This is a genomic window from Termitidicoccus mucosus, from assembly GCF_038725785.1.
In the GTDB taxonomy this organism is placed as follows: Bacteria; Verrucomicrobiota; Verrucomicrobiia; order Opitutales; family Opitutaceae; genus Termitidicoccus; species Termitidicoccus mucosus.
In genome coordinates this window covers 3,433,908-3,451,566 of the sequence record NZ_CP109796.1, presented here as the reverse complement: position 1 = coordinate 3,451,566, position 17,659 = coordinate 3,433,908, and the positions used below count along the sequence as shown (strand labels likewise).

The following is a 17,659-nucleotide window of genomic DNA, read 5'->3' as shown; positions in this document are numbered from 1 at the left end:
TCGGCCCTGCGGTGGCTCGCCGCTTCATCAGCCGTGTCGTCAGGATGGCCCGCCATCTTGTCATTAAAATTGGATACATGACGGGATCAATTTCAGAGACAAAACCCTATTATTGTAAAAAAATGGGAAATCTGATTGACGAGATGAAGGTAACTATATGTAATTTTGATACTTGCTTGTGTCCTCTGCTTGATTTGAACCGCACCCCCTCCCCAATTTTCCAATCATGCGCATTCCTAATAAACGTCCCAAAACATGGTTTGTCATTGGGGACTTGCTCGCGGCAGTCGGTGTGATCGCCGGGTGCGGTTTTTCTCTTCAAACTGGACCGCTCCGGCGTCTTCATTGCAATTTTCCCTAAAACCTTCGGTAGCCCAGACAACAGAGCCGTCCGCACTCGATGGGGAGGTGCAGTCGGGCACGAATGGGTTGGCTGCCCCAAAGCAGGAACAGAAAAAAACGGCGAAAACGTCCACGACGGAAGGGTTGCGCCTGCTGGAGCGGGCGCGGGCCTTGGAGCTCGGATTGAACGGAACACAGGTGGACCTGCAAAAGGCGTTTGCGCTCTACCGACAAGCCGCCGCGCTAGGCAGCGCCGAGGCATGGTATCGCATGGGCGTGCTCGCACGGGACGGAAAAGTGGACGGCGTGGACGCCAAAAATGCGATGGGATTTTTCAAAGAGGCTGCCGATGCCGGCTACACCGATGCCTACGCGGCTCTTGCCCGCGCTTACATGGAGGGGAAAATTGTGAAGGCCGACGAGGTGCGGGCGGAGTTTTACTTGGAAAAGGCCATTGAAGCGGGCAGCAGCGAGGCGAAGTTTTTGAAAGGCGCTCGCCTCGTCGAGGTGCCGGGGCGCGGCGACGAGGGACTGGCATTGCTACTGGATGCGGCAAAGGACGGCAACGCCGACGCGCTGCAAACTGTCGCCCGCCTCTACAAGGACGGCAAGGTGGTCGCCCAAGACCCCGCGCTGGCGGAGGAGTGGCTGCGCTTCGCCATCGAGAACGGCTCCAGCAAGGCGAAATACGAACTGGCTCAACTCATGCTCAAAAACGCCCGTGCCACTGGCGTGCAACTCACCCCGGCGCAAGCCTCGGAGAGGGTCGGCCTGTTGACGGATGCCGCTCGCGACGGCAACGCATCGGCGGCCAAGGCGCTCGGCCTCATGATGCTGGGGGGCGAACCTTCTCTGAAAAACCTTCTGGCGATACGGGACTACGCCGAGCAGTCGTTTGACGCGGGTCGCGACGACGCCGCTCTCCTCGTGGCCTTGACTTATGCGCTGGGCAGGAACCCCGATACCGCGATGCAATGGTTGGAACTTGGCGCGGCGGGTCAGGATTGGAGGAGCCGGTATGCGCGGCACCTCGCCCGCGAAGGCATCGACGTTTATCAAGCGATCAGGACGGCAACCAAGGCGACTTATTCGGAATGGAACGACATCGTCACGGCGAATTCACTAAAGGTGAAATCAGAGGGCATTACGCCGCCGAAAATTCTCTCCATGACCAAGCCGAAGTTCCCGAGCGGCTTCGCCTCGCTTGACGTGAAGGGCAGCGCGGTGGTCGAGTTCGTTGTGGCCGAAAACGGCACGCCGCAGGGCATTCAAGTGGTCAAGAGCACGCACCCCGAGTTCGCCGACGCGGCCGTGAACGCCGTGAAAACGTGGAAATTTACGCCCGCTAAAAAAAATGGTCAATCCACGCCCATCAGGATGAGGATTCCGGTTGATTTTCATAATAAGTAACTGACTGAGCTTTCATATCCCCGGAAATTAATGCCGAAAAATCAAACCAGATGAAAATCAAGCTTACCATTCTATCGCTGATAGTCACGCTGTCATTTATATGCCGACTCGGAGCCTACGAAGTCATAATGATGGATTTAGATAACGATGGTATCCCAGAGACAGAGGTTGTCGTGATGGATGGAATTACTGTTGGCGGCGGGGATGATGGACCACCGGCGGTGATTACGAACCGCCTGAGTGGCCGGAAATTCCTGAATGGCCCGACTATGATCCTTGGGATGATTTGAATACGATTGAACTGCGTTGACTGGGATGAAATAAACACATCGGTATTATTTTTCCTATTAATGGGTCGGGCTTACAATGGGACAGGATACCAGCTCCCTTGTAGGATGGTGCCAAGTGGTGAATGGACATTTAGTGGTTATGATCACTGAAAATAATTGGGGCAAATTGAGAGACGCGAGGGAAGCAGGCAACGACCTTGTGGCTAATATATTGCGAGAAAGTGTTAACGTCCATGAAGAGAATCATATTAATGGGGCGATTCAAAGAAATCCAATATTAGGGGGTGATTACGATGGTCTGACATTGCCCGAGGGGGCACAATTAGGGAGTTCGAACGGATATAAAAGCGAAAGCGAATACCTTGCTCATCAGGCACAGATAGAGTTTATAGAAAGAACCATTAATGATGGATCATTTAATGGTGAGGATCTGACCTCCGTTGATGAAGCCATGCTAAACGCTGCTCTCGCAGAGGTCAGGCTTATGCAAGGAACTTATAATTATGCGCCGGGCAACTAATATTTATTCTTTTAGCACGGGACCGCTTCAATGGTATATAAGTGAATAAAGGACCCCGGAGCAGACTCCAAAAATAATGGATTATTAAAATAATAAAAATAATGTCAAATAAAATATTATACTGCATTATCGGAATGGCATTTTCTATTTCCTTAAACGCCGAAGCAATATCGGCTAATTCTGGGAGTATTCCAGATACCGCGATCCGATATACTGTGACGCTTGAGCCTCGTGCGGGGGGGCTTCAAATGAAATTTATTTTTGTAAATGATTCAGAAAAAGAATATCATCTATGGGAACCCTCGATAGGGATTCCCGGATATACTTCATTGTTTTTTTCGACAGACAAAACGCCGATGATCTCAAGCAACAAAGACTGGGCTAGTGAGTACGTTCCGAACGGTGGGTCAAGATTGATGACCCATACTATTAAATCAGGCTCTTCTGTTGAAATATGGCTGCCGATCGGAGTATTTTATGATAAAATTTATAAAAAAATAAAAGAGGATAATGTATATATCTATTGGGGGCTCTCGGTAATGGTGGCTAACTACAATTCTTCCTCTATTAAGAAAGGAGAGACCCCGCCGAAGTTGACATATACTTCGCTTCCTCGGATTGGAGGCATGCTAACCCTGCCTAGGGGGACGATTGTTAAATAAACATCGTGCCTCTTTCGGCTTTGTGTCGAGCCTTGACTGGTCTGCTGTTTTTGGCATCCGCGACAACTGGCTGCGTTTTGCCGGGGAAAAAACAGCCGGGGCCGGATGCGCACACCTCGCCGCACATGGGAGCCAATGTCGCCGCAATCACACCCGTCACTGTTCCCCCGGCGTTGGGGAAAGCCAGTTTGCATGCGGACCCGAATTTCATGCCGCCGACGGGGAGCGGCGTCGTGGCAATCAAACCCGCCGCCGTTCGCGACGGGAAAGCCAGCGAACGGGACGAATTCAAACCGCTCATTGAGGCTGCGACCAAGATGGACCGTTTTTCTTTTTCCTGCAAATCATACACCTATAAGGAAACATACGACCGCCCGGACGGCAGAATCGCCAAAACGATATATCATTATAATGCCGCGAAGCCGCCGGCGGAAAGACGCGCTATGGTTCTTCTTCACAACAGGCCGCCCACTGAGAAGCAAAAAAATGCCATCGCGGAAGGTGCGCTCGAGTTATACGGAAAAAAGAAAAAGCGCAAGGAATGGATAAAAGCACTGGAGGCGAATATTAAACACGGTTCGTGCCATATGGAAGCCCTTGGCAATGTATTAAAATATACATTCCTGACGCGCCATCGATCTGATTATGAATTCAACAGGTTCTATATAAAAAACGAGGACTATGGTGTCAGGCAGGAACGGAGAATCGAATACATGGTCGATATGTCCACGGGCGACCTCGTTGACTATAAAACGATTTTTCGCGACGGGATCAGGGTGCGCGACACGGCGGGCGTGGAACTGGAGCTTTTGGAAATTCGCAGGACTTTCAGCCATGCTCCTGACTGTGAAATGCCGCTTTCCACCACCTACCATGTGCGCCTGCGAACAGCCGCCCCGGTGGCGGAGGATGGTGCAAAGGCGGAGGGGGCGATCACGGGAATAGGCCGTGATTTCAAAAAAGTGACATGCTATGACGACCGTCTCCGCGTTGATATCGGCGAGGGCGAGGTTATCGGCATGGAATAATACAATGGCTAGGGATATGCAAACCACATTCCAACCATGGGTTTCCATAAATCAATTTTTCTCGAATGAAAGGTGGCGGGCGTGCTTTGAGTCGCCGATAGAATGCGGGATGGTCATGGCGGCGATGGTCGCATGGCTGTGCCTGCCCCTGTTGCTCTTCCCCTCCCATCGTGCACTGCGTGTTGTTGTGTCAATCATGGCGGCAGGGGCGGCGGTTTGCCTTGCTCTCACCGGTTCGCGTGGGCCGATTCTCGCGGGATTATTGTTATTCATCGCGATTTTCTTTCTGACGCGTCGCCATGGTCTGGTTTTACGCAGGTATGCCGCCGTGCCGTGCGTGACCGGATTGATGGCCCTGCTTCTTTCGCTTTTCATATTTCCGGCGGGTAAGCGCATAGGAGACATGGTAGGCGGCGGCGATGCCTCCATCCTCAACCGCCTCGAATTATGGCGGGCGGCGGGGCCGATGAGTTTTATTGAACCGCTAACGGGAATCGGCATCGGGGAGAGCGGGCATTTTTTCAGCCAGTGGTATCAGCCCGAGCGCCTGAACTATTCCTACACGGGATTGTTGAACAGCTATCTTGAGATTGCGGTGGAGCGGGGGTTGCCGGCGTTGGGGTTGGTGTTGTTTTTTGGGTTTATGGTGATGGCGTCGGTATGGTTTGGCGTCTGCCGTGGCCCGGACTGCCAAGTCCGTCTGTGCCTAACAGCAGGCAAATCTGACTGTCCGCGTTATGTCTCCGCGTTCGGAATTTGCGCGGCGGTGTCACTGCTGCCGGTGCTGCTGTGCGGACTGACCTGCACAGCGCAGGATTACATGACGGTAAACTGGATTGTCCTGTTTAATGTCGTGGTGCTGTGCACCCGTGCCTTTGTCCTCCGACGCGTTCTGCCTTGGGCGAAGCTGGCAAGCGGAACCGCGTGTTTCGCCGCGTTGGCGCTGGCGGGCTTGTGGGGCTGGGGCAGGCTTTACGTGGGTGATTATGATTTACGGGCGGGGTTGACGGAAGGTGGCGCGATCAGGCTCATAAAAACAGAAACGCCCGGCGGAGAGGTTTCGGCGGATGCGCAAAAGCTGCTGGTTTTCTGCGACCGGGCCGAACTCGGCACATTATACGGCAAGAAATTGCGGGCGATGCTGTCAGCCAGTCCGCTGTATCGCGAATTTGTGATTCTTGACCCAAGGCGCGCCCCGCCCGAAACTCTGCCCATGGGCAATTATGACATCGCCGTATTTGGCAACGCTGTCCGCTGGCTGCCCAGCTTGCCGCCGCTAGGGACCAAACGCTGGCTTGTGATTCACCCGCGCGGCGGGTTTGTCATGCCACCGAAAGAAATTTTAATGACGGTGTGGTTGCCCAAATATGACAGCACGGGCGGAGATGCAGCATGGAGAAAAGAAACCCGGGCCGGCATCATGCAACGGGAAAGCGGCTCGCTCGGTGGTTTTTGCGGCATGGATGTCATCAATCAAGCGAAAGGATTTTTTTGGTGACGCAACGATTTTACATGCGGAAAAAGCGCACAGGCGTCCCGCCCGTGTTTTTCAGCGGTATTGCCCTTTATCTGGTTCTCACGACGGGCATTATTCTCGCGAATCCGTTTTTGCCCGCGCAGCGGCTGACGCTGGGCGATCTGAATCAGGACGGAGATTTGTTTCTGCGCATCAAGCTATGCACAGTCGAGCTTTCGGAGGGGATTTCTTTCGAGGTGCTTATTGACCACGCGACAGAAACGGAAGATTACGTCGCGCCGGGCAGCCGGTTTCATTTGCTGCCCTTCGAGACCTCCGTGTGGGAGCGCGAGACCGGCGAATTTTTATGGGAAACACCGGGTGGAGGCAAAATGGCTGTCCATGCCCGGGAGGATGCGGTTCCGAAAAATCCGCCGGATATCCGAATGGGCGGATTCCCCGCCCATTTTCCAAAGTTTGCCCGGTTAAATAACACTCTGGCGGGATGGAATGACGAAGGGGACGCATGGGTGAGGAATGAAAACTGGGAGCTGGGTTATAAAAGCGGCGGTTTGGCCGCGATTCGCAACCCGGAAAACAAGCTCCTCTCGGTCAAGGCCAACGGTGGCAAAATTGCCGAAATTCGCGCCGGAAACCGGGTGCTGGCGTCCGTGGAATGGAGCGCAAGCGGAAATCCGTCGGTGCTGCGCTGCGGGGAAAACCGTTATGTGTTTGTCGAGGACGAGCAGGGGCGGATGGCGCGGATCATCGACGAGGAGATCGGGACCGCAATCATCGAGCTTTCTTACAACAAAAACGGTTTGGTCGAGCGGGTAAGGCGAATCGGAGCCAAGGACATGAACGTTTCGTGGAAGGCAAACAGAGGATATGGACGAGGCGATTCCTTTTATAGAAAACCTTTCAGTGTAGAGAAAATCAACGATACCAAATACGATTATTTTCGCGCCGGAAACCGGGTGACGATGAAAATGAAGCCACCGGACGGAGACTGGAAGCGCCTGCGATGGGAGTTACAAAACGGGAGGGTAACGCTCGTCCGCTAGACAGCGCCACGGTGTGATTTGAAGATTAAGGCCAACACCACTTGATTTAACTACAGATGAACGCAAATAGATGCGGATAAAATCCAATAATATCATGAAGCAACAAATGTTAATGCCTGTTTTGATTCGTGTCTATCTGTGGTCAAAAATCATTGGCCGGGCCGCATTGCATTCAAGACAGGTTTTCGGTCTTGTTCTGGCGTCGATTTCCTTGACGTTTCAGCATGCTCATGCCGCGTCTGAAAAGGAACCCGCGCCAAGCGGCGTCCGCCTGCCGGTGGTGGTTTCAAAATCTATCGGAGCAGAGATCAAAGACCACTTGGTCATTGGGCCTTTTCAAATCAAAAAAGGGGAGGATTTTGACAAGATTGATTATCTGGAGCGCGTCAATCTAAGCGAAAGCATCGCCAGCGTGGATGAATTTTCCAAGAAATTAAAAGCCATCGGGGTGCCGGATGGGGAGGGCACGATTTATCCAAAGTGGTTCGTCATGAACGAGCGCCGCCATTTTGTTGATTTTAATCATGCTTTCAACCAACCGGAATCAAAGGAAACGGATGGAATGGTCGCCTATGTCGCGTTCAATGTAACATCGACCAAAAAAACCAACGCATGGATGCTGATCGGCAGCACGGGCGTATCCCGGGTGTTTGCGAACGGGAAACGTGTTTTCGCCCCCAAGGGCAGGCGATCCCTGTTCATATACAGGGATTTGACCAAAGTGCCGATTGCACCGGGTGACAATCTGGTCGTGGTGAAAATACCAAGGCAGGATACCTTGTGGGGATTTTGCGCGTACTTGTCCCTGGCCGGAGTAAAAACCGCCCAAGCCACGCTTGCGGCGCAATCCTCGCTCGAAAAATCCATCATGAGAAAGAATATTTATTATACATTTGATGAGCCAGTGGCGGCCGCCCCCAGAGGCGCGCCTTTCTCTGTCAAATTTACCGGGCATGTCCGTTCAATCACGGGCGAACGGACAGGGGGGCTGGTGGGCAACAAGGTGCAATGGGACAAGGCAACTGCGCAAAGCGGACTGCACAAGGTGGTGCTTGAGGTCAACGGCAAGGAATATTATGAAAGGCTGCTTGTCGGACACCCGGCGCATGCGCTTCAAGACGCCCTTTTGGAAATAGACGCCCTTCCTTTCCGTTTGCAGGAGCATGGCGGTTTTGCGGCACTCAAGGCCCGGCTTGGATTCCTTGCCTCCCAATTTGAGAAAAACAATGCAGGGAAGGGCGAGAATCCCGATCCGATTGGCGGCGGGCGCGGTTGGGAGCGCCGGTTTGTGCATGAGCTATGGATCACACAGGAGGCATTGATGCGAGTCCGCCGGGGCGAGGAGCCGTTTTCCCATGTGACCGGCCTGCATTTGAATGGTTTTGTATCAAGAATCGACGATTCCCAACAATGCTACCGGATATATGTTCCTTCCTGCTATAAAAAGGACGCTTCCGCTCTGCCGCTTGTCGTCATTCTTCCCACCGCCGTTTCCGCCGCCAAACCCTTTTTGGAAAGTCCGTTTCTGGACGATCATCATCTGGCGGACCGAATGGCCAAACTCGCGGAAAGGCACGGCGTCATTTTGCTTTGGTCCGGCTATCACAACCGACCCACCGGCCTGCCGATGGAATCCGCCCATCTCGCGGAGGTGCTGGAAGCGGTTGGCCGGAATTATCTATTTGATCGCAATCGCGTGACCTTGATGGGCATGTGCAGCGCCGCACCGCTGGCTTTCGATGCCTGCGCAAGCTGGCCCGGACGTTTTGCCGGGATCGCCGTCCTGAACCCGGAATTTGTCCTCGACCAAAACATGCCCCGAAACCTTGTGGCCGCTTTTTCGAAAAGAAAGGAATTTCGGGAATGGTTTATGAGAGGAGATCGGATGAGTGCTTTTCTAAAAAGAAAAACTCCCGATGTTTTTATCATCAACGACGGCGGCAACGAACCGGGGCATGGGGATTTGAAAACATCAAAGGCATTCGTAACCAAGGCCGTGCGTGCGGGCGCGCCTGTGCGTTTTGAAACGCCGCCCAGAAGGGAGTCGGCACATTTGGGCGCATGGGAGGATTTGATTGAATGGGCCGCGCAGCAGCGCGGTGGAATTAGCTGGGAGGATGGCGCGGAGCGCGTCCGCCGGGGCTCGGTGCAGGACGTGCTGACAGAGAAATTTTGGGTGGTGATCGGGTCGACGGGAAACGATGAGGAGAACGCGGCCAACGCCACCGTCGCGGAGGCGATTCAAGCCGGGTGGCGGAAAACCCATTTCAGCGGATGCCGGATGGTCATGGATAGCGAACTGGCGGCAGAGGAAATGCGGAACTCCAATCTCGTGCTCATCGGCAACGCACGGACGAACTCGGTCTGGCGCGAGTTGGACAGGGGACTGGGCGTGACGATAACAGGAGACGGCATCACTTGGGGCGAACGGTCATGGTTTGGCGACGGCATCGCCATTCAAGCGGTCATGCGCCATCCGAAAAACCCGGCGCGGCGCATCGTGGTGGTCGGCGGGCTGAATTTGTCGCCCGAGTCGTTCGGAACGTTGAACCTGTCGCGGGACGGTTGGTTTCGTTACGCGGTATGGGGCGGCGGCGATGACGGACCGGAATTGAGGGACGCGAGCCTTTGATACCTAAGCGGCTATATTTGGAGCGGCATCTTGCCTCTCCGGAAACCCGGGCAAATTACACCTAAGCGAAAGCCCCTATTTCCCGATGAAATGATGGAATATCATCCACCGCATGAACACATGCGAAAGGATTTCTGCCGCCGAACAGATCAACCAGCTGCACTCCCGCGTGGAAGCGATTTCCAGCCAGTCGCGGACACTGCTCGATGAAGCCTTGTCGGCGGCATGGCAGGCGGGCAAATTGCTCCTCGCCGAAAAACACCGGGTTCGCAAACAGATGGATGCGGGCTCATGGCTTCTGTGGCTGGAGGCCAATTTCAAGGGGAGCGTCCGCACTGCCCAACGCTACATGAAACTTGCCCGCACGGTTGCGGATACATCCGCCTTTGCTGGCATGAGTTTGAGGCAGGCGTATGCGCGCCTCGGCATCGCCACCGAACCAAAACGGAAGTCCGAAAACGCCATTGCCCTCCAGTTGCCCCGCCATGTGAGTTTGTCAAACAGGCTGGTGCTTGCTCTGCGGCAAGACTTGCACCCGTCCCGTGGCAAACTCTCGCATGAATCCATCCGCCGGGACCTCCGGCCTCTCTACGAAATTCTCCGGAAGTGTTTTTCTGAATAGCCTCCCATAACAAACAGGCGAGTGCCAGTTTTTCAACCCGGACGGCATGGGATCGCGGTGCTTGCGGAAGCTCCCAAGAGCTGGAGCAAATACCGTGTTCCCATGCCCGTGCCGCAGTCATTACCGGCGGGACAATGGCGGGCCGAAACAGCGCAGCGCGGCCCGCATTTGTCCATGTCCGGTGCGCGTGTTCGTTTTCACAGATTGAAGAAAAAGCGCTTCGGTTGACGCGGTCGCAAGTGCGACCGGCATGCGGCCTCACTTATGAAAGACTCCGCGTTGCGCCTGGGCGCAAGGAGTAGGGTGTCTCAACCAAAAGAAACGAGGCTTCGTTTCATAAGTGCATGGCCGCCGTGTCGGCAAATGTGACCATGATACAGACAAAAATCCAATATAACCTGAAAACTGCGAGGCAGTATTTTCGCGAACATCTGGGGCAGGGCGACTATTATTCCGAGGGGCAAAAAGTCCTCGGCGAATGGTTCGGCCAAGGTGCTGACAAACTCGGCCTGGATGGCCCCGTGACGGAAAAATCCTTCATCGCCTTGTGCGAGGGATTGCATCCGCAAACCGGCTTGAAACTGGGGCAGCGCATGAACTCGGTCAGGCGCGAGGGCGGTCGGGCCAAGGCCAACCGGCGCGTCTTTTGACTTCACGATGGCACCTCCAAAAGCGTTTCCATTGTCGCACTTTATCAGGATGAGCGTATTATCGAGTTGCACGAAAACGCTGTCCGAATGGCCCTGTCGGAACTCGAAAAGCGTGCGGAAACGCGGGTGCGCAAATCCAGTAAAAACGGCGAACGGGTTACCGGAAACATCATCAGCGCGTGCTTCCGCCATGAGACGAGCCGGGAACTCGATCCGCATCTGCACACCCACTGCGTGGTCATGAACGCGACCTTTGACCCGGTGGAAGACAGGTGGAAGGCGCTGGAGCCTTCGGGCATGTATCGGGCGCATCGGTTTGCCACCAACCTTTACCGGCATGAACTGGCCAAAGGGCTGCGTTCCTCGGCTATGAAATCCTCAACAGCCCGGCGGGCTTCGAGATAAGGCATGTCCCCGCCAGCGTCATCGAACGGTTTTCCAAGCGGCATCATCAAATTGACGAGGAGGCGCGCAGGCGGTTGCTGGAAGGCGAGTCCCCTGAAAATATCAAAGACCTGCGCGAACAGATCGCGCACGGGAACCGCCGACGAAAACTGAAGAACTCGAATGCGGAGCGGTTGCGTGCCCGATGGTGCGGGGAAATGCAGCGTGAAGAAGTCGCCGCCCTGAAAGCATTGACGACGATAGTGCCTTTGCCTGCGGTCAAGCCGGCCCTGTCCGGCATCATGCAATGGGCCGAGCAGCATCTTTTTGAGCGGCGCTCCGTCGTCCATGAGCATGAGTTGCTGGCCGCCGCCTTGGAGCGTGGACGCGGGCAGGACTTCGATCTTGATGCGTTGCGCCAGGCCCTGTCGGAGCGCGGTTATCTGAAAGAGCCGGGAACGGACAAGCTCACGGTGCGCGAAGTTTTTAATTGCGAACTGGCAGTCGTGATGGCCGCCGCCGATGGGCGCGGCCGGTTTCCCGCGCTGAATCCAAACTATCAGGCGTCTCCGGCGCTTTCGCATGAACAGGCGATGGCCGTAAAAAAGATCCTCGGCAGTTGTGATTTTATCACCCTGTTTCGCGGTGGTGCCGGAACGGGAAAAAGTTTTGCCCTGAAAGAAGTGGCACGGGGGCTGTCGGCGGCACAAAGACCGGTCGTGGTGCTGGCGCCCCAACGCCAGCAAGCGCAGGACTTGCAGGCGGACGGGCTGGAGGCCGAAACGCTTGCGTCGTTTTTGCAGCGAAAGCAACTGCCTCAAAACGCGGTCGTGATGGTGGATGAGGCCGGGCAGGTCGGGGCGCAACAGCTCGCTGAATTGATTTGTGTCGTGCAATCGAACGGCGGACGGCTGATCCTGTCCGGGGACACCCGGCAGCATGGAGCCGTTGCGTTTTCCGATGCGCTGCGTGCCATTGAAAGCCATGCCGGACTGAAACCGGCCGTGCTCCGGTCGATCCGAAGGCAGGACCCGTCGCGGGCCGGGACATCGGCGGAACGCACATTCATCCGTCATTACAGAAACGCGGTGAAGCTGGCGGCGGAGGGGAAAACCGCGGAGTCGTTTGACGCTTTGGATCGTCTGGGCTGCATCCGCGAAGTCGCCGTCGAGGACTGTCGGAATGCGCTTGCCTCGGAATATCTGGCCGCCGTTGAGCGAAAAGAGTGGGTGCTGGTAGTCGCCCAAACAAGGGAGGAGGTTCGTCAAACCAATGAGGCAATCAGGGCGAAATTGTTTGAAGCAGGCATCATTGGTCGCGGAGTGCGCGTCGACACCTGCCAGCCTGTTGACCTGAATGCGGCCCAGAAAGTGGACCCTCGATTTTACCAGTCCGACTACCATGTGTGTTTTGTTCGTGGTTACGGCCGGTTTGCCAAGGGGGACATTTGCCCCGTGGTCGGGACGGATGACCATGGCGTCATTCTGGAAAAGGACGGCGTATCCAGCAGGGTGAGCTTCCGTTATGCGGAGCGTTTTATCGCCGCAATGCCCGTGTCCTTGGAAGTCGCCCCGGGGGACCGCTTGCAGGTCAAGTTCAACGGCAACTCGCGCGAGGGCCACCGCATCAACAACGGCGAACTGGTCACCGTGCAAAGCATCGCGGATGACGGAGCCGTCGTGGTCAAGGACGCGAGGGGAATCGAGAAAACGATGGAGCCCGCCCAGCGGCTTTTCGTGCGCGGGTATGCGGTGACCTCCTATGGCTCGCAAGGCAAGACGGTCGATACGGTGTTGATGGCGGATGCCGGCAATCAGGCCGCCACCCACGCGCATCAATGGTATGTGTCTGTCTCCCGGGGGCGAAAGCAGGTGCTTGTTTTTACGCCCGACAAGGCGGCGTTGCGGGAGCATGTCCGGCAGGCCGGGGAGCGTGAGCTTGCCCTGGACTTGAAGCTGGGGATGACGCCGTCAGTTGACGCGGGCAACAGGGTGTCGAGGCAGTGCTTCATCGGGCAGGATTACCCGCATGAGGAAACTGCGTATATGGAAAACAACATTAATCATCAAAAAGGAATACGAATATGAGCTTAAAAGCAGCGTTATTGGCCAAGAGAGGTTCAAGCATCTACTGCATGGAAAGGCATTACGGGCATGAGCCCGTTGCCATGATCCGGCTTTGTCCGTGGCAGGAAACGGAATGGATGCTGCGGTGGTCTGGTTTGAACTCGCTGAGTCTCGCCCGCGAGGAAGGCAGGGAACGGCTGGAATTGCACTTCGCCCGCCATCACGTGACAGTGATCGGGTTTTGCCTGCACGAGATGCTGGAGGACATCCAGGCCTTCCAACTGGGCTGCATGCGCAGTTTTCCCGCGTCGTATCGGACAACGTTTCCGGCCACGGAGGCATTTATCGAGCAACTGCTCGTCCAGCCAAAAACAGAGCCGGCGGCATCGCCACCAGTCAGGTGACCTGAAGGATTGGCTGTCTGCGTTTTCCAGAAAAACGACACGGAATGCGTTTCCGTGTCGTTTTTCTTTTGCGGGGGATGGGGTCGTTTGAGAAGTAAAAAGCCCTGCGTGGTGCAGGGCTTGCGGGCGGATTTTCGGAGGAAATTTCCCACGTGTGGGAAATTCGTGTTACGACTGATTGCGCGCGGATGCGCGGCGGCTTCGGAGAGGAATGCGGGATGCTGCATTCCAGCGTCCACGCGAGCGGAGCGTCTGCGCTGAGTGCACATCCCCAAGTGGGGCGGCGCAAAAAACGACGGCATGGCACAGGCGGCCTTGGCGGCCACCCGCGCCACACCGCCACCGTTCTAGGCCGCGAGCCGGCCCGGCTCGTTGGGCTCGGCGGCGGCAATGGTGACGCCCGGCGTCGTGTTCGCCTCCGCCGTGTTCGCTTCCGGTGCCTTCTTCGCCCTATGCCGCTCCCGGCATGATGGCATAATTTTGAAGAAAGCGTCGGCCTCCTGCGGCGTGGTCACGTTCAGGTAATGGCGGCGGATGATTTTTTCCGAGTTGCCCGCCTGCAACGCCGCATCGCCCATCGAGCGGAATTTTCCAACGTGCATCGAAATAAACGTGTGCCGCAACACGTCATGCCCGAGTTTGAATTGCCGCCGGATGTGCGTGATTTTCCCGGCCACGTTCTTCATTTTGTCCTTCGACGGAATGATAGGGTATTGGTCCAACGGATACGCTTGGAGCCACGCCGCAAGATTGGGCTGGATGGTCACAAGGCGGCGCATGTTCACCTTCGACACATCTGGTTCGATGGTGATGGCGTTGTTTTCAAGCCGCACATCGGCGGCGGGCAGCTTGGTGATCTCCCCCTCGGGCCGGATGCCGGCAAACAGGCATAGCGCGAAATACGGCACGAGCGCCCCGCCGTGGACGGTCTCGACGTGCGCCATGAGTTGCGCGGCTTGTGCGGCGTTCAGTGCCGGGGCCGAGCCCCGGTTATGCCCGGTGCGCTGCCGGACAATGGCCTTGGCCGGGTTTTCCAGCAGCCAGCCTTGGGCGAGGGCGTATTTGAAAAACGTGGACAAGGTGGCGCGGCGGTTGTTCTGCGTCTTTGCCGCGGCTCCGTCCCTGCGGAGGTATTTTAGGAGTTCTTCGGTCGTCAGTTCGCCCACGCTGCGGTCGGGGAAGTATTCCTTGAAGAGCGTCAATTCGATGCGGATGGCATTGAGCTGCCGCTGGCAAATGGCTTTTCGGGTCACTTCCTTGGTGCGCTCCGCGAGGTAGGCGACGATCGCATCGGCAAGGAGGTGGTCGGACTTCGGCTCGCGATGGGTTTCAAGGCCAACGTCGAGGTAGAACGTCAGCGCGCGCGGCCTGTCCTTGAGCTTGAGAAACGCGGCCTCGGCCTCGCGCAACTGGGGCTCAGTAAGGAACGTGGAGGTCACGCGCAAGTCCGAGTCGGCCTGCGCCTGCTTGAGTTGCAGGGTGCCGCGTTCAAGGATGGCGGCCTCCCGGGTTTTGAAGTTTTTGCGGATGCGCTCGCCGAGCAGCCAGCCGGCCACGCGGTAGGAGATCGTGCCGTTGCGATTCTTGAACGGCTTGATGGTGAATGCGGTCTTTTTTGACTTCATCGATCAGGTTGCCGCCATCAACTGGCAACTTTTTCGTGAAGTCCCCGGCTTCCCTCTGGAATCCGGCCGGTTCGCGCAGGCAAGGATGCCTGCGCTACGCATCCGAGGGCGCTGCCGCGGGCTGAAAATTTGCTTCGCATCCTTCGCGTTCTTCGCGGTTCATCGGTCCGTCCTGTTTTTTTATGAGCAACATCACCAAAAAAGTCGCCGCGGTGCACGACCTGTCCGGCTGCGGACGTGTCTCGCTGACGGCGGTCATCCCCGTGTTGTCGTCGATGGGCATCGAGGTCTGCCCACTGCCCACCGCCATTCTTTCGGCCCACACCCAGTATCCGGAATTTTATTTCCGGGACCTCACCGAGGAAATGGGGCAGTTTGTCCGGCATTGGAAAAAGATGGGGCTGGAGTTCGACGCCATCTACAGCGGTTATCTCGGCTCGCCGCGCCAGGCCGCGATCGTGTCCGAGCTCATCGCGCATTTCGCGTCCGGCGGGCAGCTCGTGGTGGTGGATCCCGTGCTCGGCGACAACGGAAAACTCTACGCCTCGCTCGATCCCGCCATGGTCGGGGAGATGCGCACGCTGGCAAGGCTGGCGCGCGTGATCACCCCCAATATCACCGAGATGTTTTTGCTGCTCGGCCAGCCCTGGCAGCCGTTTGTCGAGACGGCGCGGCTGAAATCGCATTTGAAGACGCTCGCGGAGCTCGGCCCCGACGTGGTGATCGTGACCGGCGTGCCCGAGGACGAGTCGTGGCGCACGACCTCGGTCGTCGCCTACGACCGGAAGCACGACCGTTTCTGGAAGGCGTCGTGCAGCTACCTGCCCGCGCATTATCCGGGCACGGGCGACACGTTCACGAGCGTGGTGACGGGCTCGCTGCTGCAAGGCGACAGCCTGCCCATCGCGCTCGACCGGGCGGTGCAGTTCATCCTCACCGGCATCCGCGCGACCTTCGGCTACGAGCACGACAACCGGGAAGGCATCCTGCTGGAGCGCGTGCTGCCCATGCTGCGCACGCCGACACAGATCGGAAGCTACGAGCTGTTGTGAGTGCGCGCGGCCGTCCCTCCAAAAGGGTGAATCTGGTTCGTCGCTCTTTTCGATGGCCGGGAAGAGAGATTAAACCACGGAGACGCGGAGAGCACGGAGGCCAGAGGGAGTTTTTTTATCTCTCACAAAGGCACGAAGGCACAAAGGAATGGGAAACATCCCCCTCCTTCTTTGTGCCTTCGTGCCTTTGTGAGAGAATGTTTTCTCTTTCATGGCTCCGTGTGCGCCGTGTCTCCGTGGTTGATTTTTCAGCCATTCAACTCATCGAACCGCGCGCAAGGTTTTTCCCGGATTCCAGACGCTCTCGAGCATGATGTTCACCGGCTGCCCGGGCAGGCCGTGCTCGAAGCGCTCCACCTTCGCCACCAGCGTGTCGATGGCCGTGGCGCCGATGGCGCGGCCGTCCTGATACACGCCGCTGCATTCGTGCCCGAGGTGCGAGCAGGCCAGCCCGGCCAGGCCGACATCGTCCGGCACGGCGACACCCATCCGGGCCAGCATCGGGTGAAACCACTCCGCGCCGGGCGAGATGATGACCTCGGGCTGCTCCCGCCGGAACCAGGCGGCAAACTCCGCCTCCGCGTCCCAGGTTTCGAGCAGCAGCGTCTTCACGAGCCTGATTTTCGGCAGCAGCAGCGGCGCGACCTGCATGCCGCCGTCCCAGCGTCCCTGGAAACGCTCGCGGTGCATTTTGCGCAACACCAGTCCCATGCGGCGGTAGCCCAGCCGGTGGCATTCCCGCGCCGTTTGCAGGCATGAGAGAAAATGATCGTTGCAGACGGTCGTGATGGTGAGCGGCGCGAGCGGCACGCTCAGGCAGACGCTGGCAAAGTAGTCCCATTTCAACGCCGGCGTGGCGGCGCCCTCGGCGAGCGGGCTGAGCAGGAGCCCGCGAATGCCGCGGGCATGCAGCACCTCGCTCAACCGTTCCGGCGACATGTCGTCGCGGCGCAGCCAGAATTCCTCCGTCCTGTAACCGCGCAACGCGGCCTGCCCGATCGCGCCGTCCCGCATCTGCCGGACGGTCGGCCCCTCGGCGTTCTTCCAGCCGTCGGCGCGGTCAAACGCATTGACGAGCGCCAGCACGGGGCGGTCCTTCACCGCGCGGCCCTGGCGGCGGAGGCGCAGCAACGCCGACACATAAGGATGCGGCGTGTAACCCAGCCTTCCGGCGATGGCCTGGATGCGCTCGCGGGTTTTCGCGGGGATGCGGGAATTGTTCGCGAGGCTCATCGACACCGTCGCCTCCGTCACCCCCGCCTGCCGGGCGATTGTCTTCATCGTTACCGCTTTTGCCATGATTGCTTAACAACATAAGCCGGCGTCGCGGCGGTCAATCTTCCGTTTCGCGGAAAACGCTTCCGCGCGCCCGGCGCCAGTCCGTCTCGCACCTCGTTCCCCATTCCGGTGCGCGGGGAAAATGCAAAAGGGAGGTTTCAAAAATTAACCGCG

At 57.1% G+C, this 17,659-nt stretch carries 14 protein-coding genes and 1 pseudogene; 13 read left to right on the top strand and 2 right to left on the bottom strand.

What is annotated here, in order from left to right:
- Positions 1–429 precede the first annotated feature (429 nt).
- The 12 genes and pseudogenes from OH491_RS12125 (at position 430) to OH491_RS12070 (ending at position 13,530) form a co-directional block, all read left to right on the top strand.
- Entirely contained in the window at positions 430–1,752 is a 1,323-nt protein-coding gene (locus tag OH491_RS12125; protein WP_068769019.1) for a TonB family protein, read from the top strand.
- Positions 1,753–1,802: 50 nt separating this feature from the next.
- A complete protein-coding gene (locus OH491_RS12120) occupies positions 1,803–2,042 on the top strand; it encodes a hypothetical protein (protein WP_342751044.1) in 240 nt (79 codons plus the stop codon).
- 139 nt (positions 2,043–2,181) lie between these two features.
- Entirely contained in the window at positions 2,182–2,562 is a 381-nt protein-coding gene (locus OH491_RS12115; protein ID WP_342751043.1) for a hypothetical protein, read from the top strand.
- Between the two features lie 134 nt (positions 2,563–2,696).
- On the top strand, positions 2,697–3,224 hold the full coding sequence (locus OH491_RS12110) for a hypothetical protein (RefSeq protein WP_342750708.1): 528 nt from the start codon (positions 2,697–2,699) through the stop codon (positions 3,222–3,224).
- Positions 3,225–3,229: 5 nt separating this feature from the next.
- On the top strand, positions 3,230–4,252 hold the full coding sequence (locus tag OH491_RS12105; RefSeq protein ID WP_342750707.1) for a hypothetical protein: 1,023 nt from the start codon (positions 3,230–3,232) through the stop codon (positions 4,250–4,252).
- Between the two features lie 16 nt (positions 4,253–4,268).
- Positions 4,269–5,750: an O-antigen ligase family protein gene (locus OH491_RS12100; RefSeq protein WP_334319560.1), complete on the top strand. Its 1,482-nt coding sequence runs from the start codon at positions 4,269–4,271 to the stop codon at positions 5,748–5,750.
- 296 nt (positions 5,751–6,046) lie between these two features.
- Complete coding sequence (locus OH491_RS12095; protein WP_342751042.1) at positions 6,047–6,772, top strand: hypothetical protein; 726 nt, start codon at positions 6,047–6,049, stop codon at positions 6,770–6,772.
- A gap of 94 nt (positions 6,773–6,866) precedes the next feature.
- Positions 6,867–9,404, top strand: a complete 2,538-nt coding sequence (locus OH491_RS12090) for a hypothetical protein (RefSeq protein ID WP_342751041.1) — start codon at positions 6,867–6,869, stop codon at positions 9,402–9,404.
- A 112-nt stretch (positions 9,405–9,516) separates the two neighbouring features.
- Complete coding sequence (locus tag OH491_RS12085; RefSeq protein ID WP_068769021.1) at positions 9,517–10,026, top strand: hypothetical protein; 510 nt, start codon at positions 9,517–9,519, stop codon at positions 10,024–10,026.
- A gap of 344 nt (positions 10,027–10,370) precedes the next feature.
- Positions 10,371–11,224 (top strand): annotated as a pseudogene (gene mobF / locus OH491_RS12080) (MobF family relaxase); the annotation flags it as partial.
- 54 nt (positions 11,225–11,278) lie between these two features.
- Positions 11,279–13,147 (top strand): ATP-dependent DNA helicase, encoded by a 1,869-nt coding sequence (locus tag OH491_RS12075; protein WP_425429200.1) that lies wholly within the window; start codon positions 11,279–11,281, stop codon positions 13,145–13,147.
- Entirely contained in the window at positions 13,144–13,530 is a 387-nt protein-coding gene (locus OH491_RS12070) for a hypothetical protein (protein WP_342751040.1), read from the top strand. The genes OH491_RS12075 and OH491_RS12070 overlap by 4 nt, the downstream gene beginning before the upstream one ends.
- Positions 13,531–13,877: 347 nt before the next feature.
- Here OH491_RS12070 and OH491_RS12065 read toward each other — a convergent pair whose 3' ends face one another.
- Positions 13,878–15,155: a site-specific integrase gene (locus OH491_RS12065; protein WP_342751039.1), complete on the bottom strand. Its 1,278-nt coding sequence runs from the start codon at positions 15,153–15,155 to the stop codon at positions 13,878–13,880.
- A 182-nt stretch (positions 15,156–15,337) separates the two neighbouring features.
- Here OH491_RS12065 and OH491_RS12060 point away from each other — a divergent pair, with 182 nt between their 5' ends.
- Positions 15,338–16,207: a pyridoxamine kinase gene (locus OH491_RS12060; protein ID WP_068771185.1), complete on the top strand. Its 870-nt coding sequence runs from the start codon at positions 15,338–15,340 to the stop codon at positions 16,205–16,207.
- Positions 16,208–16,468: 261 nt separating this feature from the next.
- Here OH491_RS12060 and OH491_RS12055 read toward each other — a convergent pair whose 3' ends face one another.
- Positions 16,469–17,506, bottom strand: a complete 1,038-nt coding sequence (locus tag OH491_RS12055; RefSeq protein ID WP_084442338.1) for a LacI family DNA-binding transcriptional regulator — start codon at positions 17,504–17,506, stop codon at positions 16,469–16,471.
- Positions 17,507–17,659 lie beyond the last annotated feature (153 nt).